At 61.5% G+C, this 18,838-nt stretch carries 20 protein-coding genes; 7 read left to right on the top strand and 13 right to left on the bottom strand.

Annotated features, from left to right (window positions below):
* Positions 1–44: 44 nt before the first annotated feature.
* From ACIGGE_RS08140 to ACIGGE_RS08180, 9 genes are all read right to left on the bottom strand, one after another.
* Positions 45–440: a VOC family protein gene (locus ACIGGE_RS08140; RefSeq protein ID WP_397489993.1), complete on the bottom strand. Its 396-nt coding sequence runs from the start codon at positions 438–440 to the stop codon at positions 45–47.
* 17 nt (positions 441–457) lie between these two features.
* On the bottom strand, positions 458–2,101 hold the full coding sequence (locus ACIGGE_RS08145) for an FAD-dependent monooxygenase (RefSeq protein ID WP_397489994.1): 1,644 nt from the start codon (positions 2,099–2,101) through the stop codon (positions 458–460).
* A 40-nt stretch (positions 2,102–2,141) separates the two neighbouring features.
* A complete protein-coding gene (locus ACIGGE_RS08150; RefSeq protein ID WP_397489995.1) occupies positions 2,142–2,765 on the bottom strand; it encodes a VOC family protein in 624 nt (207 codons plus the stop codon).
* A gap of 41 nt (positions 2,766–2,806) precedes the next feature.
* Positions 2,807–3,550, bottom strand: a complete 744-nt coding sequence (locus ACIGGE_RS08155) for an alpha/beta fold hydrolase (RefSeq protein ID WP_397489996.1) — start codon at positions 3,548–3,550, stop codon at positions 2,807–2,809.
* Between the two features lie 10 nt (positions 3,551–3,560).
* Positions 3,561–4,751, bottom strand: a complete 1,191-nt coding sequence (locus ACIGGE_RS08160) for a CaiB/BaiF CoA transferase family protein (protein ID WP_397489997.1) — start codon at positions 4,749–4,751, stop codon at positions 3,561–3,563.
* Positions 4,752–4,760: 9 nt separating this feature from the next.
* Entirely contained in the window at positions 4,761–5,570 is an 810-nt protein-coding gene (locus ACIGGE_RS08165; RefSeq protein WP_397489998.1) for a citryl-CoA lyase, read from the bottom strand.
* A gap of 173 nt (positions 5,571–5,743) precedes the next feature.
* Positions 5,744–6,580 (bottom strand): IclR family transcriptional regulator C-terminal domain-containing protein, encoded by an 837-nt coding sequence (locus ACIGGE_RS08170; RefSeq protein ID WP_397489999.1) that lies wholly within the window; start codon positions 6,578–6,580, stop codon positions 5,744–5,746.
* A gap of 453 nt (positions 6,581–7,033) precedes the next feature.
* Entirely contained in the window at positions 7,034–8,299 is a 1,266-nt protein-coding gene (locus ACIGGE_RS08175) for a copper resistance protein B (RefSeq protein ID WP_397490000.1), read from the bottom strand.
* Positions 8,299–10,119 (bottom strand): copper resistance system multicopper oxidase, encoded by a 1,821-nt coding sequence (locus ACIGGE_RS08180; protein ID WP_397490001.1) that lies wholly within the window; start codon positions 10,117–10,119, stop codon positions 8,299–8,301. Before ACIGGE_RS08180 ends, ACIGGE_RS08175 begins: the two co-directional genes overlap by 1 nt.
* Positions 10,120–10,212: 93 nt before the next feature.
* Between ACIGGE_RS08180 and ACIGGE_RS08185 the strand changes: the two genes are divergently transcribed.
* From ACIGGE_RS08185 to ACIGGE_RS08215, 7 genes are read left to right on the top strand one after another with little or no spacing between them, the layout of a single operon-like run.
* Positions 10,213–10,488, top strand: coding sequence for a metal-sensitive transcriptional regulator (locus tag ACIGGE_RS08185; protein ID WP_109808972.1), 276 nt, complete (start codon positions 10,213–10,215; stop codon positions 10,486–10,488).
* Complete coding sequence (locus ACIGGE_RS08190; protein WP_397490002.1) at positions 10,485–11,114, top strand: DUF2231 domain-containing protein; 630 nt, start codon at positions 10,485–10,487, stop codon at positions 11,112–11,114. The genes ACIGGE_RS08185 and ACIGGE_RS08190 overlap by 4 nt, the downstream gene beginning before the upstream one ends.
* A gap of 11 nt (positions 11,115–11,125) precedes the next feature.
* On the top strand, positions 11,126–11,509 hold the full coding sequence (locus ACIGGE_RS08195; RefSeq protein ID WP_397490003.1) for a hypothetical protein: 384 nt from the start codon (positions 11,126–11,128) through the stop codon (positions 11,507–11,509).
* Positions 11,509–11,973 carry a DUF411 domain-containing protein gene (locus ACIGGE_RS08200; RefSeq protein WP_397490004.1) on the top strand — a complete coding sequence of 155 codons (465 nt, stop codon included), beginning with the start codon at positions 11,509–11,511 and terminating at the stop codon, positions 11,971–11,973. The genes ACIGGE_RS08195 and ACIGGE_RS08200 overlap by 1 nt, the downstream gene beginning before the upstream one ends.
* A gap of 39 nt (positions 11,974–12,012) precedes the next feature.
* Positions 12,013–14,373, top strand: coding sequence for a heavy metal translocating P-type ATPase (locus ACIGGE_RS08205; RefSeq protein WP_397490005.1), 2,361 nt, complete (start codon positions 12,013–12,015; stop codon positions 14,371–14,373).
* 2 nt (positions 14,374–14,375) lie between these two features.
* Positions 14,376–14,792 carry an ion channel gene (locus ACIGGE_RS08210; RefSeq protein WP_397490006.1) on the top strand — a complete coding sequence of 139 codons (417 nt, stop codon included), beginning with the start codon at positions 14,376–14,378 and terminating at the stop codon, positions 14,790–14,792.
* On the top strand, positions 14,793–15,419 hold the full coding sequence (locus ACIGGE_RS08215) for a DUF305 domain-containing protein (RefSeq protein ID WP_397490007.1): 627 nt from the start codon (positions 14,793–14,795) through the stop codon (positions 15,417–15,419).
* 375 nt (positions 15,420–15,794) lie between these two features.
* Here ACIGGE_RS08215 and ACIGGE_RS08220 read toward each other — a convergent pair whose 3' ends face one another.
* Genes ACIGGE_RS08220 through ACIGGE_RS08235 form a run of 4 tightly spaced genes read right to left on the bottom strand, consistent with a single transcriptional unit; the run spans position 15,795 to position 18,836 of the window.
* Positions 15,795–17,384 carry a PepSY-associated TM helix domain-containing protein gene (locus ACIGGE_RS08220; protein ID WP_397490008.1) on the bottom strand — a complete coding sequence of 530 codons (1,590 nt, stop codon included), beginning with the start codon at positions 17,382–17,384 and terminating at the stop codon, positions 15,795–15,797.
* The gene (locus ACIGGE_RS08225) at positions 17,384–17,671 is read right to left on the bottom strand and encodes a hypothetical protein (RefSeq protein ID WP_397490009.1); all 288 of its coding nucleotides are present in this window, start codon (positions 17,669–17,671) and stop codon (positions 17,384–17,386) included. The genes ACIGGE_RS08220 and ACIGGE_RS08225 overlap by 1 nt, the downstream gene beginning before the upstream one ends.
* Complete coding sequence (locus ACIGGE_RS08230) at positions 17,668–17,961, bottom strand: hypothetical protein (protein ID WP_397490010.1); 294 nt, start codon at positions 17,959–17,961, stop codon at positions 17,668–17,670. Before ACIGGE_RS08230 ends, ACIGGE_RS08225 begins: the two co-directional genes overlap by 4 nt.
* On the bottom strand, positions 17,958–18,836 hold the full coding sequence (locus tag ACIGGE_RS08235) for an alpha/beta hydrolase (RefSeq protein WP_397490011.1): 879 nt from the start codon (positions 18,834–18,836) through the stop codon (positions 17,958–17,960). The genes ACIGGE_RS08230 and ACIGGE_RS08235 overlap by 4 nt, the downstream gene beginning before the upstream one ends.
* Positions 18,837–18,838 lie beyond the last annotated feature (2 nt).

Genomic DNA, 18,838 nt, shown 5'->3' on the forward strand with positions numbered 1-18,838 from the left:
GATCGACTGTCCCGAAAGCAGGCATGTCTCGTGAAATTCGGGCTTCAGCCGTTGCGGATCAGGCGGTCCAGCGGATGCTTGTCGCGGTGCTCGACATATTCGGCGACCAAGCCGTCGGGATGGCAGGCCAGCAGGAAACGCCCGGTCGGAATGGGGGTCGTCGGCTCTATGATGGAGGCTCCGATCGTCCGCAGGGTGTCAGCCATCGCGTCGAGGTCGTCGACCAGATACGCCGCCTGAATATCAGCGATTGCATCAAGCCTGTCCGGCGTCGCCCCGACGATCAGCATCGCGCTCACCTGCGCAATGCGGTGCGCCCCCGGCACCGGGTCGAGACGCAGGCGGGCCGTCTCGCCCAGCAAGGTCTCGTAAAAGCGAACGGCCTCGTCGAAAGCCGCAATCGGGACATGGCGGCGGACCAGAATGTTGAGGATGGTCATGATCCGCCGCCCGCCGCTCAGACCGCCAGCGCCGGGGCGCAGACGATGGGGGCCGCCTCCGCATGCGGGGTGAACCATTGCTCCAGATATTCGGAGATGGCTTCCCCTTCCTCCGGCAGGCAGGCCGCGCCAAGATAGAGGTCCGGGCGGACCAGCAGGATGCGGCCCTCGTCACCGATCTGATAGCGTTCGCGCACTTCCCCCGTCTCGTCGGGGACGAGATGGTCGAAGTCGAAACCGGCATCGCTCCGGTCGGAGATCAGGAAGCCGGCGATCAGACCGGGGAAGCGCCGGTCAAGCTCGTCGCGCAGCGCGCGGCCCAGCGCGACATGGCGCGCCTCATCCTTGCCGGGGATCACCAGCAGGGTGAACTGCGGGTGGCGCAGCACGTCATAGATGCGCTTCTTCGGTTCCCGTACCAGAAGGGCGTCGGGCGCGCGTTCGCCGGGGGTGGGGCCGGCGACGGCGGTGGTGCCCTCCGGGTTCTGGGTGACGGCGATATAATTGTGGGAGAGGCCCGAAACGAGGTTGATCGTCCTGGCTTCCCAGCCCGGTTCGCGGGTATAGTGCAGCCGATCCTGCGGTTCGATGCCGAAGCCCATGACGATCTCATGCGTGGCCATGGCGCCTTCGCTGATCTGCTCGCCGATCGGCTTGCGTTCGCGCTCATAACTGTCGAGGATGCTTTCCTGCGCTGCGCCGTTCCAGATCGCCGCCAGCTTCCAGCCCAGATTGAAAGCGTCCTGCATGCAGCCGTTCATGCCCTGACCACCGGAGGGCGAATGCACATGACTGGCATCGCCGCAGATGAGCATGCGTCCGGTGCGATAACGCTCTGCGATATTGTTGCGGATCTGCCATGCCGTAACCCATTCCGGCTCGCCCACGGTAAAGCCGATGCCCAGCTTGTCCGCGACATCCTGAAAGGCCTGCCGCTGGTCCTTGGCAAAGACATATTCGCCACTCGGTTCGCTCATGTAAATGCGCCAGTATTTGCCGGGCAGCTTGGTGCAGTTCATGAACAGGTCTTTGTCGAAGAAATAGTTCATCCATGTGTCGTCGAAGGTGACGTTGGTCAGCGGCACGTCCATCATGGACATGACGGCCACTTCCTCGCCGACGAAGGCGATGCCCGCCGCGTCGCGCACGAAGCTGCGCACGCCGTCGCAACCCACAACCCAGGGATAGGCGATCTGTTCGCTTGAGCCGTCCGGCAACTGGATGGTCGCCTCGACCACATTGCCCCGGTCGACCAGGCCGGTCAGTTCGGTCTGATATTCCGGACGCAGGCTGTACTGCGCAAAGAGATGCTCGCGCAGCACCTGCTCGAAATCATTCTGGTTGATCTTATAGTAGAAGGGGAAGCGCGTGGGCAGGACGCGATAGTCGGTGCGCGGCTGCTCCTCCTCTGGCAGATGGGGGAAATGATAGATGTTGCCGGGGCACTCCAGGCACACTTCCTCCAGCCGGTGGGCCAGACCGATATGTTCGAACATCTCCATCGAGCGGGCGTGGATGGTCATCGCGCGGGTGGTGTGCGAGGGCCCCTGCCGCTTTTCGATGACGCGCACCGGCACGCGGCGGCGCAGCAACTCGTGCGCCATGATAAGGCCGGAAGGGCCGCCGCCCACGATCAGAACCTCGTTTTGAACCTTGCTCATATCTGCCTCTCCTGTGAATTCTGCGCCTCGTGCGGGCGCATCAGTCGCCCTTGATCCAGCCAGCTCCGCGATGGGTGTTGTTGGTCGCGACGTCATCCTCGGCCAGCCACAGGTCGAGCGTTTCGCGGGCGGAAAGGGCCGCCGTCCCCATCATCTCATCGGTTTCCGGCACATGGGTGGTCAGTTCCACCTGCATGCCATTGGGATCGTGGAAGTAGATGGAGTAGCAATAGCCATGGTCCGTCTCGAAGGCGGGCACGCCATGATCGGCCAGCTTCTGCTTGAAATGCAGCACGCTGTCCTTGCCCTCCACCGTCAGGGCAATGTGGTGGGCGAAGGGGTTGACGTCGGTGAACTTGTTGACGGATGCGTCCGAGCTGGCTTTAGGTGATTTGAACTGGAAGAAGGCGAGGCAACTGCCATCGTTCATCTCGAAGAAGGTATGGACATAATTGTCCGGTTGGCCGGTGACAGGATTGATCCGCTCGACCCAGGTGCCGATCAGCGGCATTTCGAGGATATCCTCGTAGAAATGCCGGGTCGCCTCCATGTCCCGCGCCATGAAGGCATGATGGTGCAGCATGCCCACGCGGTTGCGCGCGCGCCGGGCCATGATCTGTTCGGGGGTTATACGGTCGGTTCGAACGTCCTTCTTCGCAATCATCGATACTCTCCTTATTTGACGCCTTTGGCGCCTTGTCTCGATCAGGCGGTCAGACTTGTGCCTTCCGCCCGCAACCAATCCCGCATGGCGGCGGAAACGATTTCGGGGTGCTCCATCATTGGCATGTGACCGCTGCCGGGGATCACGCAGAGCCGAGAGCCGGGGATGGCTCCAGCCATGTCCTCCAGGATGGCGGCTGGACGCATGACGTCCGCGCCACCTGCGATCAGCAGGGTGGGGCAGGCGATGCCGGGCAGCAGCGACCGATGATCCGGGCGACGATGGCCCGCCGTAATCTGGGCTTCCAACTGGTCGGGACTGTGCCGCGCGACCATGGCGATGATCGCTTCGATTAGCGCCATGTCCTGCCGACGATCAGGGGCGATCAGGCTGGGTAACCAGCGGCAAGCCATGGCGGCCATCCCGTCGTTGCGTGCGATCTCCAGCAGGGACCGGCGCCCGGCGGTTTCGCGTTCGCCTGCCTCGCCCTTTGGCCGGGGTAGGTGCTCGGTGCCGATAAGGCAGAGGCGTTCGATCCTCTCGGGCGCGAGGCGCACCATCTCCAGCGCGACCCGACCACCCATGGAGTGACCGGCCACTGCGAAGCGGGGCGGCGCCTGTTCCAGCGCGGCCTCTGCCATCGCCGTCATGCTGCGATGGAGGCCATGGTCGGCGACCATGCAGGTCGCGATATCCGACAGTGCTGCGACTTGCCCCGCCCAACTGGCCCGGTCGCAGGCCATGCCCGGCAGCAGCACCAAATGGGGGAGGGGCGGGGGTGCCATGGGGCGCTCGCTATTCCGCTTCCGCATAGAGCGGGGCGGTGGCAGCCCGTTCCGGCCACTGGCCCGGCGTACCCTTGAGCGATGCCCGGATCGGTTCGTCATGCTCCCCGATCAGCGGCGCCGCGCGCACGCTTGTCGCACGGTTGCCATCGACCGTGAAGGCGGGGCGGATCGCCTGCTCTGCGCCTTCGCTTCCGTCCGTCACGGGGACGACGATCTGCAAATGCTCGGCTTGCGGATCGGCGGCGGCTTCGGGGATGTTATTGACCGGGGCAAAGGGCAGATCATGCTCGGCCAGACGGGCAAGCCATTCCGCGCGAGGGCGCGTGGCGAAAATCTCGTTGAGGGCATCGAGCAGCGCCGGATAATGGTCGATCCGTCCTTGGCGCTGCACAAAGCGCGGATCGGCGGCCAGCGCCTGCCCGTCGATCGCGGTGACGAGATTGTCCCAGAATTTCTCGATCGAAGAAAGGTGAATGCCGATCAGGCGATCATCGGCCGTCCGCAGGATGAAAGCCTGCGCCAGGCGCGGGCGATCCAGCGCGGTCGGCACTTCGCCCAGCGCGAAATAGCCGGTGAACGGCTCGACCGCAAAGTGCATCATGGCCTCCAGCATCGAAACCTCGACATGGCGGCCCTGTCCGGTGCGGCCCCGTTCTACTAGCGCGCCTAAGATGCCCATGGCGGCATAGAGTCCGGTAATGGAATCCGCCATTGCCGGGCCGAGCAGCCGGGGATTGGCCGGATCGGTGGCAACGCCCAGAAAGCCGGAGAGCGCCTGTGTCACGCTGTCATAGCTGGGCCGAGCGACATAGGGGCCGGTCTGGCCGAAACCGCTGATCGAGCAATAGATCAGGCGGGGGTTGATGGCGCACAGCGTTTCCCAGTCCGCACTCATGCGTGCGGCGGCGCCGGGCCGGAAATTCTGGATGTAGACGTCGGCCTGCGCGATCAGGTCGCGGAAGACGCTGCGGTCCTCATCGTCCTTCAGGTTCAGGGTTAGGCTGCGCTTGTTGCGGTTATATGCCTGGAAATGGGCGCTGTAGAAGCCGTTGCGGAAAGAGCGATAGGGGTCGCCCTTGCCCGGGGTCTCCAGCTTGATGACGTCGGCGCCCATGTCCGCCAACATCATGCCGGCGCAGGGACCGGTGATGAACGTACCCTGTTCGACGACGCGAATGCCTTTGAGAATATCTGCCATCGGTCCAACTCAACCCTCGTTCGCAACGAAGCCCTCGGGCGAGGTTCCGTCATAGGTGATAGCCGACGACGCCTCATGCGCCATGATGAAGCCGATCGGCCGCAGCTGCTCTTCCAGCAGATGGCCGACAAGGCTGGCCGTGCGGGCGAGGATGGGGATGCCCTTGAGGGCCTTGACCGGGAAACCGGCATCCAGCAGCACGGCAGGGATGGCGGCGGAAACGTTGAGCGCCAGCGCCTTGCCGATAAGTTCAGGCAGCAGTGCTTCGACGGCGCGGGCAACCTTAATGTGCTCCCCCGACAGGCCGGCTTCCGCGGCGACTTCGAACAGGCGGGCAGCGCGGGCATCACCGCCTTTGTGCAGCGGATGCCCGTAGCCGGGGATAGCCCTTTTCGCAGCGCGATAGCGTGTGACGGTCTCGCGGATCGTGCCGTCCATATCGCCGCTGGCTTTCGCCGCCTCCGCAATCTCGTGGAAGAAATCGCCCGCGGCCTGCGAACTGCCCAGGATCACGGAACCGCATCCCAGAATGCCCGCAGCGACGGCGCCCTGCAACGCTTCCGGCGCGGCTGCCAGCGTCATGCGCGCCGCGACGACACTGGGCACGAGGCCGTGTTCGGCGATAGCAACCAGCGTAGCATCCAGCACGCGACGCTGGCTCTCGTCAGGAGCCAAGCCGGTAATTAGCAGCCAGACATGATCTGTGAAGCTGATGTGTCCAATCAGACCTTTCGACAGGTCATGACCGCGCACCACGATCATATCGGGGTTTGACGCGGATATCCCGCTCTTAGCCTCGGCAGCCGATCCGATCCTCATTCCATCATCTCCACATTTCGCTTAGCGAACTTTATTTCGTTAAGCGCATAATGCTGAAATTGGACATGGTCTGTCAAGCGCAAAAATGGCATGACATGTGCGGTCGACGCCGTGAGGCCGTCAGGCCGATGGAAGTAGGAGCCGGAAGGCCGGATCTATGAACGGAAGGTTGGTCAGCCCTGCGGATCAGCCGGGCCAAATTCTTGTAAGTCGAATTCCAGCGAATGGCGCAGTGCTGGATATCGTAACAACGCCTCAGCCAGACGTGTCGCACAGGCCCGCAACGCGGGCAGGCGTTCTTCGACCAGCTGTTCGGGCGTCACCCGCCCGGAATAGCCCGAGGTATTGACGGCTGCGACGGGCCGCCTGCCGTTCAGCAGGATCGGCACCGCCAGCGACGTGACGCCATAGGCCAGCTGATCCACAACGATGGCATGACCCGATTTGCGAATATCCTGGATCACTGCGCGGAGCCTGTCAGGATCGGTCTCCGTCACGTCGGTCAGCTTGCGCAGCGGAACGTCCGCCAGGTACCGGTCGAGCTGCGCGGATGACAGGCCCGAAAGCAACACCCGGCCCATGGAGGTAGCATATGCCGGATAGGTGACGCCGGTTCCGGCCATGGGGCGCAATCCGCCCTGCTCAGACCAGTGCGCGACATAAAGGATGTCCGGGCCGGTCAACACTGCGACCGATGCGGCATCGCCAAATTTCTCGATGATGCTGCGCAGTTCCGGCAGCAGCGAATCCTCCACATGGGCGACGCGCATATACGCGGACCCGAGCGACAGGATCTTGGGCGCGAGAAGATAGCGTTTGTTAACGCAACGCACATAGCCGAGCTGTTCCAGCGTATGCAGGCTGCGGCGCGCGGTGGCCGGAGTGAGCGCGGTCCGGCGTGCGACATCGGCAAGGGTCATTTCCGCATGATCGACGTCAAATGCTTCGATGACCTTCAGCCCCCTGGCGAGACCATCTACGAATTCCTTGTCCTGGCGTTGCTGTGTCATTCGACAGCACTAGTCGATACTGGTTCCGGTACGCCAGCAGATATGAGTCTTGTTAGAAACAGCGCATCACGCCCACTAATCGCCATCTTTATTGTGATCGCTAATGCAAGCGCTTTTGAGACGTTGCAGTCGCGTACCCGCCAACTGCAAATGGCAGGTCTTGGCAGGAAAGCTGACCTTTTGTAGTTTTCCGGGAACGGCAGGAATGTCCCAAACGCGGCCGTTCGGCCAACCTGGTGAGCTTGTCCGCTTTCCGGCGATCGCTTAGCGAGCTGCACTGACCGGGATTGGGGCGCTTAGCGGACATCAATCTTGTCTGGTTTCCCGGGCGAAAAATGCATTCTCCAGTCCCGAAAAAGCTACGTGACCATCCAAGTAAGAAGCTAGTTTCTGGATGATAAATTACACACTCAGAGAATGAAGGCCCTCGTTCGCGCCCCTATTTGAGAACGGTCAAAACCAGAACCGGACGCCCACTACGTAATTTGTGACGCTCGGGTCTTCACCCGCAAGGCGCGCGTAGTCCGCGCTCTGACCGACTTGCCATTCCTGCTCCACCCCGATGTATGGTGCGAACTCACGAGCGAATTCGTAGCGCAGCCGCACTCCCAGCTCGACCGAGTAGAGACCGGCTCCGATACCCAGTTCGGGAATATCTTGAGCTGACAGGTTCACCTCGGCGCGCGGTTGGACAATGAGACGCTGGGTAATGCGCTGGTCCAATTCGGCTTCCACTCGCGCAGTCAGATCGCCTTTGGTCGAAAGAAAAGCGGCCGCGTCGACCTCGAACATATAGGGCGCAAGACCCTGCACGCCGATGACGGCGTGGGTGCGTTCGGAACCGGTCAGATCCTGCCGGACACCAGCCTGCAAGTCCCACCATGGGCCGATCGCATGGCTCCACAGTCCCTGGATTTCAGCGGACTCGGGGCTTTCGCCGAATGTGCCTTCGCCCTCGCTTTTGAACCAGAACCTGTCGAGGTCACCGCCGTAGTAGCCTTGCACGTCCCACAGGTAGCCATCGCCGCCTTGCCGCGCGCGATATTCGGCGCGGTCGCCTTGGAACCAGAACACCTTCATTCCGCCATTTTCGGTGCGCAGCGCATCCCGCGAGGCACGCATTGCGTCCGCACCCCAGATCGCATCTGCGGCTCGTGGCGGTCCCGATCCCGCCGAAGCCGGAGGCGGTCCTTGCGGAATAGGGGTCATGTCGATGGTTCCATGGTTCATCGTGCCATGTTCCATCGTGCCATGGTCCATGGCTCCGTGGTCCATCGCCTGATGGTCCGTCGCCGCTTGGTCAGACGATTGCATCCCTTCATGGCCCATCGCTGCGTAGTCCATGCTTTCCATCTTCGAATGGTCCATCGCCGAATGGTCCATGGTGGAATGGTCCAACGCCGGCATCTGGCTACGATCCATTGTCGAATGATCCATCGTGGAATCGTCCATTCCCTCCATCTGGCCATCGTCCGTTTGGGAATGATCCATGCCCGAATGGGCCTCGTGCCGATCGGCGGAGACTGGAACGCCCGGTTGCCTGGTGGGCGCACACGCTCCATCAGGCACCGGATGGCCCATGGCGCGGTGGTGTGCAGCCTCCATTTCGCATTCGGTCTGGGCAGGTGATTGCGCGCCAGGCATCGCATGACCTGAATGGTCCTGTGCGATGGCGGGGGTTGTGGCGCTCGCGAGGAGCATGGCGACGAGCAGGCGCATCAGTCTTCTCCCACCCGCTTTACATCGGGCTGGCTGCCCCGCGGCGCGACGGTCACAATCTGGAACATGCCCGAATGCATGTGATAGAGCAGGTGGCAGTGGAAGGCCCAGTCGCCCTCCTCGTCGGCGGTAAGGTCGAAGGTAGCGCTGCCTCCTGGCTGCACGATCACCGTATGCTTCTGTGGTTGCCGGTCCGCAGGCGCGCCGTTGACCAGTTCGAAGAAATGGCCGTGCAGATGGATCGGGTGCGCCATCATCGTATCGTTGACGAGTTTCACACGGACACGTTCGTTATAGGCGAAGCGAATGGGGTCGTCGCTAACGGCAGTAAACTTCTTGCCGTCGAACGACCACATGTAGCGCTCCATGTTGCCGGTCAGGTGGATTTCCATCTGCCGTGACGGGCGGCGCAAATCGTCATTCGGTTCAAGTGCCACGAGGTCCTTGTAGTTTAGGACCTTGTGGGGAACGTTGTCCAAGCCAAGGCCGGGATCGCCCATGCGATCGACCGGGTTCATCGACACCATATCGATACCGGGGCCGACCTTTACGCTGTTCGGCAGCAGGGACGTGTCGCGCATGTTCATGCCGCTCATATCCATTCCGGCCATCGGATCGGCAGTCGCGCTTTGCGTTGGCGTGTCATGGCCCATGGCCGAATGGTCCATCCCGGCCATGTCGCCGCCGCCATGGTCCATTCCGCCCGAGCCGTGGTTCATGCCCATGTCCGCCATCGTCAGCAGTGGCGGATCGCGCAGCGCGGGGACTGCGGCGCGTGCGCCGGGGCGCGAGGCGAGGGTCGCCACCGCCATGCCTGACCGGTCCATGCTTTCGGCTACGATCGTGCGGGCTTCGCCGGTCGGCTCGACGACGATATCGTAGGTCTCCGCCGTGCCGATCTGGAACTCCTCGACCTCGACCGGGCGCACGTTCTGGCCGTCGGCACCGACCACCCAGAACTTCACGCCAGGAATGCGGACGTTGAAGAAGGTCATGGCGCTGCCGTTGATGACGCGCAGCCGCACTCGCTCGCCGGGATTGAAAAGGAATTCGAGGCCTTCTTCCGGGCCGCGACCATTGGCGAGATAGGTGTAAGTCGAACCGGTAACGTCCAGAATGTCGGTCGCCATCATGCGCATGCGCGCCCACATCCGGCGGTCTTCGCCCGACAGCGGATAGTCGTCGGTCCAGGTGTTCTGCTGGTAATTGAAGTAGCCTTCGCCCTTCTTCAGCTTGTCCATGATCGCGTGCGGGTGGAGGGGGGTGAATTCGCTCAGGAGCAGCACGTAATCGCGGTCCGCCTGCACGGCATCCGCGCCGGAAGGTTCGACCACGATCGGGCCGTAATGTCCGGCCTGTTCCTGCAGTCCCGAATGGCTGTGCCACCAGTAGGTGCCGTGCTGGCGAAGCGCAGGAATGTCGTAGACGAAGGTCTCGCCCGGCTTAATCCCGGGGAAGCTGACGCCGGGAACACCGTCATACTGGAACGGCAGCAGCAGGCCATGCCAGTGGATCGAGCTGTCCTCGTCAAGCGCATTGGTGACGGCAATGCGGACCGGGTCGCCTTCACGCAGGCGCACCAGCGGACCCGGCACGCTACCGTTCACGGCGACCGCGTGTCCGCGGCGGCCCTGAACTACGCGCGGGCCTTCGCCGATGGTCAGGGCGATGTCACGACCCGAGACTTCGTCGAAACCGGTGAGGATCGAGCCGCCACCGTGGAGATCCGAGCCGCGAGCCCACGCCGGCAGGGCCAGCGCGCCCGCGCCGAACGCTCCGGCTCCTAAAAGTCGACGACGTGAAACCAGCAATTCGGTCATGGGTCTTGCAACTCCTTCAGTCCCTGTCATATATACCCCCCAGGAGTATTGCAAGATACCCCGGAGGGTATCGTTGCAGATGGAGTGCTTAACGTGGCAGCAACTGATGGTTCCCGCATCGTCAATCGCCTTCGCAGGATCGAAGGACAGGTGCGGGGCGTGGCGCAGATGATCGAGGACGATCGTTACTGCATCGACGTCCTGAACCAGGTCCAGGCGATCAAGGCTGCTCTTGGCCGCGCCGAGAGCGAAATACTCAAGCGCCATGCCGCGTGCTGCGTGGCAGAGGCGATCGCCAGCGGTGACGCCGACGAGCAGAAGCAGAAGTTCGGCGAACTGGTCGACCTGTTCGAGAAGGCAAAGCGGTGAAGTCCGTTCTCCGCCTTTTCGCCAGCCTGGCACTCCTCCTCTCGGCAACGGCTGCTTCCGCGCACGGTGACGAGAAGCATGAGGATGAGGCGACGCGTCCTGCTGTAACCGCTGCGGTCCCTGCTCAGCCCGGTGCCGATATGGAAGCGATGGGCAGCGCCGCAGTTTCCAACGAAACCACGCAAAGCCATGATGACGAGCAAGTTGACAGTAATGGTATCGTTGGCGCCCTCAAGAGCCTGCATCCGGCAACGGTCCACTTCCCGATAGCGCTCTTGCTGATGGCCGCGCTCACCGAACTGTTCGTGATGGTGCGCCGCACTCCCGAACACGAAGCGGCCGTGAAAATCATGATTTATGGCGGGGCTGCGGGAGCCGTAGTCTCAGCGCTGTTCGGGTGGATACATACCGGACCGTGGTTCGGCGGCGATACCGTCATGCAGCTTCACCGATGGAACGGGATGTTGATCGCAGCCCTTGGCATGGTGGCAGCATGGATCGCGTTTCGAAATCCTCAATCGCGCGGTGCTCTTCGCCTCACGCTTTTCCCGATTGCAGCACTGCTGATCGCTCAGGGTTACATGGGCGGCGAACTCGCTCACGGCCTCAATCACCTCAAACTCTGAAGGAGCTTGCCATGCGTTTCAATTCTTTCGCATTCGCCGGAAAGTCGTTGCTTGCGTCAGCGCTCTTGCTTCCGCTGGCAGCTTGCGGCGATGCCGCCGCTCCAGAGGATGAGGAAACTCAGGCAACCGAGGCGGCTATCGCCACCCCGGCTCCGGATGCTTCCGAGGCGGTCACCGAACCAGTCTCCGAGCGGACATCTGATGCGTCAGTCGCCGCGTCGAGTCCGCAGCCTGCAACCACCAGCGCGCCCGCGCCTTCCGCTCGCAAGGGTGCGCCGGCACCTGTCGCAACCCCGACGCCGACGGGCGCCGAAACGCCCGCCCCTGATCCGCATGCCGGCTACGACATGTCGACCATGTCCGACGAAGACATGAAAGCAATGGGACACAACTGATGAGCTTCGACAGAAATCCGACCCGTCGCCCGCTTCTCCCCATACTTGGCACGATATTGCTCGCGGCCTGTACTGGCGCGGCGCAGGCGGCCAGTTTCACGATGTATCGCGATCCCAGCTGCGGATGCTGCGAAGCTTGGGCTGCGCACATGCGGCAGGGCGACCGACATGACATCATTACGGTCGATCACCCCGACATGGCGTCGGTAAAGACGCAGAACGGCATCCCCGATGACCTTCGTTCGTGTCATACCATGATCGCGGATGGGTACGTCATCGAGGGCCACGTACCTTCCGCCGACGTCGAACGACTGCTCGCGGAAAGGCCCGACTGGGTCGGAGGGCTCGCGGTCGCTGGTATGCCGCTCGGATCGCCCGGCATGGAAGCGGGGGGCAAAGTCCAACCCTATCAGGTCATCGCGTTCGGCAACGGCCGCCGCGAGGTTTTCGCGTCCTATCCCTGATTTCAATCATACGCAGCTGCGAAGCAGAGGAGGCACTCCATGAGCTGTTGCGACACGCACCACGCAAATCACGCGAAAGGTGACGCTATTGCCATCGACCCCGTCTGCGGCGTGAGCGTGACGATCGAAGGCGCTATGTATACCGCCGGGCACGTTGGCGCGAACCATTACTTTTGTTCGGCGCGGTGCCAGGACAAGTTCGTTGCCGACCCGGAGCACTATCTTTCGGGCGCGCATCTCAAGCAGGTCGATGACGTTCCCGAAGGGACGATCTACACCTGTCCCATGCATCCCGAAATCCGGCAGGTAGGACCGGGAAGCTGCCCCATCTGCGGAATGGCGCTGGAGCCCGAGACGGTAAGCCTAGAGGATGGACCCGATCCCGAACTCGTCGACATGAACCGCCGGTTCTGGGTCAGCGCGCTCTTCACCCTGCCGTTGTTCGTCTACGCGATGAGCGACATGGTGCCCGGGATCAGCTTCGATCGGCTGATCGAACCAGCGCGCGCGCAATGGGCGCAGCTGTTGCTCGCAACGCCCGTGGTGCTGTGGGGCGGATGGCCGTTCTTCGTGCGGGCGTGGCAGTCGCTGAAGACCCGCAACCTCAACATGTTTACGCTGATCGGTTTCGGTGTGGCGATCGCGTTCCTTTTCAGTCTCGTCGCGACGCTCCTGCCCGACATATTCCCGCCAGCCTTCCGCGATCACTCGGGGCACGTCGGCGTCTATTACGAGGCGGCGGCTGTCATCACGACGTTGGTTCTGCTGGGTCAGATGCTTGAACTCAGGGCGCGGGGCTCAACCTCGAGCGCCTTGCGCGCGTTGCTCGAACTCGCCCCGCCGACCGCGCTCAAGATCTTCGGAAGTGGCGACGAGCGCGAAGTCTCCCTCGACCAATTGGCAAGCGGTGACCTGCTCCGCGTCCGCCCGGGTGACAAGGTGCCGGTCGATGGCGAAGTGACCGAGGGGGCGAGCACGATCGACGAGTCCATGATCAGCGGTGAACCGTTGCCGGTCTCGAAGAAAGTCGGCGACCAGGTTATCGGCGGAACGGTCAACCAGACGGGCGGCTTCGTTATGCGCGCGGGCGCGGTCGGCAAGGACACGATGCTGTCCAAGATTGTGCAGATGGTCGCCGAGGCTCAGCGCAGCCGGGCACCGATCCAGCGTCTGGCCGATCAGGTCGCGGCCTGGTTCGTGCCTTCGGTGGTCGTGATCGCGGTCGCTACGTTTATCGTCTGGGCCATCTGGGGGCCTTTCCCGGCGCTGGCCTACGCTCTGGTCAACGCGATTGCGGTTCTCATCATCGCCTGCCCCTGTGCGCTCGGCCTCGCAACGCCGATGTCGATCATGACCGGCACCGGCAAGGGCGCGCAGCACGGCATCCTCATCCGTAACGCCGAGGCTCTTGAGACACTCGAAAAGATCGACACGTTGGTGGTCGACAAGACCGGCACGCTCACCATGGGCAAGCCTGACATCGTAGCCGTGACCCCTCGCGATGGCCTCGATGAAGCGGATTTCCTTTCTGCCGTCGCCGCGGTCGAAGCAGGAAGCGAGCACCCGCTCGCACATGCCATCGTCGAAGGGGCCAAGGCGCGCGGTGTGGCATTTGACGTTGCTTTGGATCTCTCGTCGACTACCGGCGAGGGTGTTGAGGCGCGCGTGGGACCGCAGAAGGTCGCTATTGGCAACGAGAAGCTAATGCGGCGGCTCGGTATCGATGATGCGGAGTGGCTCGCCTCCGCAGAAGCCGGACGCTCCCAAGGCCAGACTGTGATGTTCGTCGCCATCGATGGCGCACCGGCCGGACTTATCGCGGTCGCCGACCCGATCAAGCCGACCAGCACGGCGGCCATCCGGGCGCTGCACGAGCGCGGGATCGAAGTGGTGATGCTCACAGGGGATAGCCGCGCGACTGCCGAAGCTGTCGCACGCCAGATCGGTATCGACGAGGTCGAAGCCAATGTCTCGCCGGAAGACAAGCATCGCAAAATCGAAGCTCTGAAGGCTTCTGGCAAGCGCGTTGCGATGGCCGGGGATGGCATCAACGACGCGCCCGCGCTGGCGGCAGCGGACGTTGGAATTGCAATGGGGACCGGTACCGATGTCGCGATTGAAAGTGCCGGTGTCACTCTGGTCCGCGGCGACCTGACGGGTGTGCTCCAGGCCATCGTGCTGTCGCGCGCCACCATGCGCAACATCCGCCAGAACCTTGTGTTCGCGTTCGGTTACAATGCGCTCGGCATCCCGGTTGCAGCCGGCGTGCTGTTTCCCGCCTTTGGCCTCCTTCTCAATCCGATGGTTGCGGCAGCGGCGATGAGCCTTTCATCGGTATCGGTCATTGCCAATGCCCTACGGCTGCGCGGGCTAAAGCTTCCAACATTGGAAATGGGTTGAGCATGATAGCGGCAACGGCAATCGGCATTTCCCTCTTCCTTGCGTCATTGACCCTGCATCTCGCTATGCTGCGGCTCGCAAAAAAGGTGTCGCCACCCGGTGTCGCGCCGGCCGCTCTACGGCTGACAGGCGGATCGCTGCTCGTTCTCGTCAGCCACATGCTGGTAGCTGTGGTGTTCGCGGTCGGGTTCGCCTGGGCCGCGTCGCTGGGTCTCGGCGGGTTCGCCAAGGAACCCGCCATGTCGGCCATGGATTATTACTACTTCGCTTTGATCACGGTCACGACGGTGGGCTTGGGCGACATCTATCCGACCGACCACCTGAGGGTGATTGCGGGCATCGCGTCGCTGACAGGTTTCATCCTGATCAGTTGCACCGCCCAGTATGTTTACAAAACGATGAGCCAACAGGAGGATTGAATGGCCGACACCCACAATGGGGATCACCAGCAGCACCACGGTGGTGGGGGCAATTACTGGCGCTTTATGGCGATGGTAGCGACATCGACCGCGATCATGTTCGGCCTGATGTACCTCAACACCTATGAACTCAATCACGCGATGTGGAGCGAAACGCGTTTCTGGATGACCTTCGTCATGGGCGGCATGATGATGATCGTCATGCTTCTCTTTATGTGGGGCATGTACAAGGATAAGACCAAGAACTTCATCATCCTGGGCGTCGGAGCGCTGGTATTCGCGGTGGCGCTCTGGCTGGTCCGCAGCCAGTTGACTGTCAACGACGAAGAGTACATGTCAGCGATGATACCTCACCATTCGATCGCCGTTCTGACGAGTTCGCGAGCCGAGATCACCGATCCGCGCGTTCGCAAGCTGGCTGACTCGATCATTGAGGCTCAGGTCAAGGAAATCGCCGAGATGAAGATGCTGATCGAAGACATCGGGAGGAATGGTGAGATGGGCGACGGAACGCCGCTCCCCGCGCGAACAACCGATCTGACAGCGGAACTGCTCCAGGAAGCCGAACAGGCGGTCGAGCGTCCTATCAGTCCGGAAGTCCGTGACGAGGTTACGGTGGCCCAGTAGAGGTTTCAGTGAAGACTTATCCCGCAATTCACGGAAATGTGTATTTGCGGGATAAAAACGTGATCAGATGGCTTTGTGGAGTTGGTTCGCTGACCGTTTTTGCGGACGTGCATCGACGATGCCAAAGTTAGATTATTGCCACCGCGCAACTTTTTTCAGCGCAATTAGAAAACTGGCTCCGTCGGAGGCCGGGGGCCGCAATCAAGCCCGCAAGAATTTTGAGGTCGTCGGTTCAATGACTGATTTGGGGCCGAGAGCGGACTGTCGGCTTTGCAGATCAAATCGCTAAGAACTGCCTCTCGCGACGCATCGGCCCACGAACTGAATCTTCCGGCCCAAATTCTGCGAGAGTTAGCGTCATAACTCAAAAGTCAGTCAGCGGACTTCGCTGTTTGCTAATTGTGGCGATCCACCGTCTGCACCATTGAGGAACCAAACGCTGTCTCTCGGCAGGGCGCCAGCGCGCTTGCGTGCGGACACCCACATTACACAAGTGCCTAGAACTCCAATCACTGCAAGCATATCGACGAGCCAGACTGAGTTGGAAAAGCCTGCAGCGAACAGCATCGAGGCGGCAGGCACCGTGAGGAAAGACAGGGCCGTAACAGGAAGGAGTTCGATGGCAGCGCGTGCTCCCCCGCGGAACAGTGCCCAACCACTGAACGTGAAGAAAACGGCATAGTAGATCATACTGTGGATGTGCGGTTCCGCGGCAAGACCGAGCGGCTTAGCGGCAGCAATTGTCGCCGAAATGCCAGCCACGCAGCCCAACGGGACGCCCACCGTCAATGCGGCTAAAACGCGTGTAGCACGGGTCTGCGTTACCTGACCGTTCTTACGCTCGCGCTTGCGGCGGGATTCTATCCATAGGAGGTTGCCGGTATAAAACAGAAAGGCACCGGCCAGGCCGAGCAGGAAATAGGCCCAGCGAACTCCAGTTCCGCCGAAGTTGCCGAAATGAAGCGCGAAGAAGCTGGTTATCGTTGCGCCCCAGGCATCTTGCTTTCCAGGCATGTAATCCACTTCGGTGAACTCACCGGTGTAGGCGTCGAGTTCGACCATCCCGTAAGTCGGTGCGCGGTGGCCGTAGCGCGGATCGGTGCCGGATACGCGCGCATGTGTACTTCCATCTTCCTCGCGATGAAAATTGATCGATCTCACCGCGAAGCCCGGCGCTTGAATTTGAGCGCGGCGCGCCAGTTCGGCAGGCGAGAGTGGCTGAACCCCGACCTCTGGAGGCGGAGCAGTTGCTTCGATCGGAGGGCTCCGCTCCATATAGGTTGCGCCTTGCAGATCGTAGAACTGGTCATGGAATGCGAAGACGACCGCAGTGAGGGCCATAACGATATGAAACGGCACACTAAGAATACCGAGCACATTGTGAACGTCGAGCCACATTCGCTTCACATTCTTGCCAATGCGCAGCGCGAAGAAATCGGAAACAAGGCTGGGCAGCAACACGATAATGCCGGAGACAAGGGCGATGAAATACAGCAGCGAGATCGCTCCCATAATCGGCATCGCGATTTCATGCTCGAACGGCAGGCCGACCTGTTGATGAAGAACGTCCACAAATTGCGCGACGGGCGAAGGGCCTTTCTGCTCGATCTCAACCGAACCGTCAGGTGCCAGAGCGGCATAGAAAATCTCAGGCTCGGCATGGTCGCCACCGCGCACCGTCCAACTCATGCGCGCCGGGTTTTCGGGACCTGTGGCGAGGTGAATATCGTATGATCGTGCAGCTTCTGGATATTCGGCAAGGACTGCTTTGACAAGCTGAGGCGTTCGTTCGAGCGGGACCGGTTCGGACAGTTGGCTCTGCGGTGATGCCCATCGCTGTAGAGGCTCTTCGAACATGGTGATAGCACCGGCGTAAAAGGCAATGAACAAGGCCAGGCCAGAAACGATGCCAACCCAGCCATGGATTTCCTTGTACATCCTCACGATGTCGGTCCGGACCTTCATCACAGGCTTGCTAATAGGTATAGGGCGATCCAGAAAACCGCGGTCAGAGCGCCAAGCACTGCCCAGGCTCGCTGACCCGAGCGGAACAGGAAACAGAAACTCAGGATCATTGCCCATACAGGCGCCATCAGCCACATGGTCAGTTGACCTTGAAGCGAGAAATAAGTGTCCTTGAGTCCCATTGCTTCAGCAAGCAGGCCAGATATTCCAAGGGCAATGGCTAGGCCCAGGACCAGCCCCGCGCTGGCCTTACCGAACCAGTCCCTGCTCGTCAGTCGAGCTTTCATCTGGACCGTCCCTTCTTCGCTATCTTGCGATCGCCCTGCCTCCATGCTGCGGCCAGCGGCACAAAGGTCCAGACGAGCATGACGAGAGTAACGAGGATAAAGATGGCGGTCGCTGCACCTGCCCACTGCAGGAGCAAGACCAGGCTGGCAGAAGCGAATATCGTTCCGCTCAATGCCAGAAGTCGAGATGGCAATTGCCGGTCCCATAGCAACTGGTTCGGAGATGCGAGGTAAAGGACGATGCCCGAGAGCATTGCGATCGCCATGCCTGAAATACCCATCATGTTCATGGCACGGTTTTCCCGGCGGCTAACTGGACGGCCATGCCGATGCCCGAAAGCGCAGTCGCTGCATGATCTTCGCCGGTCGACACACGCTGCTGCACGGTCAAATCGCCAAACGCGCCCAACCGCTGAGCCAGCTCACGGGTTCGATCAACCATCCGTTTGGATTTAATGCGTTCGTTCTGCCCTAGAGCCGCAGGCCCCATGTCATTGGCCTCAGGTACCTCCTGCTCACGCGCCCCCACTGAAAGAGCGACTACACGCGGCCCTGAAACTTCAAGCCGGTCTGCGAGGCCTTCGAAGCCAGCTTCTATCGCCTCGTCTGCCAGCCAAATGGCCGGACTGGAGGCGGCGTAACTATCGAACAGGTCCGGATGCTGAAGCAGGGTGTCGATTACGAACAGGCCGCCATAGCTGTGGCCCCAGATAGTTTTACGGTCTTGATCAACGCAGAACTCCAAACCGATCGCCGGCTTGAGTGTGTTTGCCAGAAAACTGCGAAATGCATCTGCACCACCGGTCCGCCTCCCGCGCGGATCGAATTCAGCCGAGCCGACAGGCGTATAGTCGAAGGCGCGGCGCAAAGTGGAATCACCCGGAGGATATCCGATGGCGACCACGAGAACTCCCCGATATCCTTCATCGCCGCCGAAGCGCGCCATGCGTTCGGACGTTTGGGCAGCGACCGGAAAGCTGTCCTCACCATCAAGCAAATAGAGGACGGGATAGCCGGTTTCCGGTGCGGGTTCTTTTGGACGATGAATGAAGATGCGATAATGCGCGTGGTCTTCCGATATCATGTCGCGAACATCGGTCCTGTCCATGACGTAAGGCTCGGCGAGCGCCGATAAAGGTGTGGCCGCGACCGCCAAGGCCACCATAG

Origin of the sequence: Qipengyuania sp. NPDC077410 (assembly GCF_044543405.1) — a bacterium.
Lineage (GTDB): Bacteria > Pseudomonadota > Alphaproteobacteria > Sphingomonadales > Sphingomonadaceae > Qipengyuania > Qipengyuania pacifica.

Coding starts and splice junctions, on each gene's coding strand:
- ACIGGE_RS08140 (WP_397489993.1), bottom strand. CDS start 440: ATGACCATCCTCAACATTCTGGTCCGCCGCCATGTCCCGATTGCGGCT.
- ACIGGE_RS08145 (WP_397489994.1), bottom strand. CDS start 2,101: ATGAGCAAGGTTCAAAACGAGGTTCTGATCGTGGGCGGCGGCCCTTCC.
- ACIGGE_RS08150 (WP_397489995.1), bottom strand. CDS start 2,765: ATGATTGCGAAGAAGGACGTTCGAACCGACCGTATAACCCCCGAACAG.
- ACIGGE_RS08155 (WP_397489996.1), bottom strand. CDS start 3,550: ATGGCACCCCCGCCCCTCCCCCATTTGGTGCTGCTGCCGGGCATGGCC.
- ACIGGE_RS08160 (WP_397489997.1), bottom strand. CDS start 4,751: ATGGCAGATATTCTCAAAGGCATTCGCGTCGTCGAACAGGGTACGTTC.
- ACIGGE_RS08165 (WP_397489998.1), bottom strand. CDS start 5,570: ATGAGGATCGGATCGGCTGCCGAGGCTAAGAGCGGGATATCCGCGTCA.
- ACIGGE_RS08170 (WP_397489999.1), bottom strand. CDS start 6,580: ATGACACAGCAACGCCAGGACAAGGAATTCGTAGATGGTCTCGCCAGG.
- ACIGGE_RS08175 (WP_397490000.1), bottom strand. CDS start 8,299: ATGCGCCTGCTCGTCGCCATGCTCCTCGCGAGCGCCACAACCCCCGCC.
- ACIGGE_RS08180 (WP_397490001.1), bottom strand. CDS start 10,119: ATGACCGAATTGCTGGTTTCACGTCGTCGACTTTTAGGAGCCGGAGCG.
- ACIGGE_RS08195 (WP_397490003.1), top strand. CDS start 11,126: ATGCGTTTCAATTCTTTCGCATTCGCCGGAAAGTCGTTGCTTGCGTCA.
- ACIGGE_RS08200 (WP_397490004.1), top strand. CDS start 11,509: ATGAGCTTCGACAGAAATCCGACCCGTCGCCCGCTTCTCCCCATACTT.
- ACIGGE_RS08205 (WP_397490005.1), top strand. CDS start 12,013: ATGAGCTGTTGCGACACGCACCACGCAAATCACGCGAAAGGTGACGCT.
- ACIGGE_RS08210 (WP_397490006.1), top strand. CDS start 14,376: ATGATAGCGGCAACGGCAATCGGCATTTCCCTCTTCCTTGCGTCATTG.
- ACIGGE_RS08215 (WP_397490007.1), top strand. CDS start 14,793: ATGGCCGACACCCACAATGGGGATCACCAGCAGCACCACGGTGGTGGG.
- ACIGGE_RS08220 (WP_397490008.1), bottom strand. CDS start 17,384: ATGAAGGTCCGGACCGACATCGTGAGGATGTACAAGGAAATCCATGGC.
- ACIGGE_RS08225 (WP_397490009.1), bottom strand. CDS start 17,671: ATGAAAGCTCGACTGACGAGCAGGGACTGGTTCGGTAAGGCCAGCGCG.
- ACIGGE_RS08230 (WP_397490010.1), bottom strand. CDS start 17,961: ATGAACATGATGGGTATTTCAGGCATGGCGATCGCAATGCTCTCGGGC.
- ACIGGE_RS08235 (WP_397490011.1), bottom strand. CDS start 18,836: ATGGTGGCCTTGGCGGTCGCGGCCACACCTTTATCGGCGCTCGCCGAG.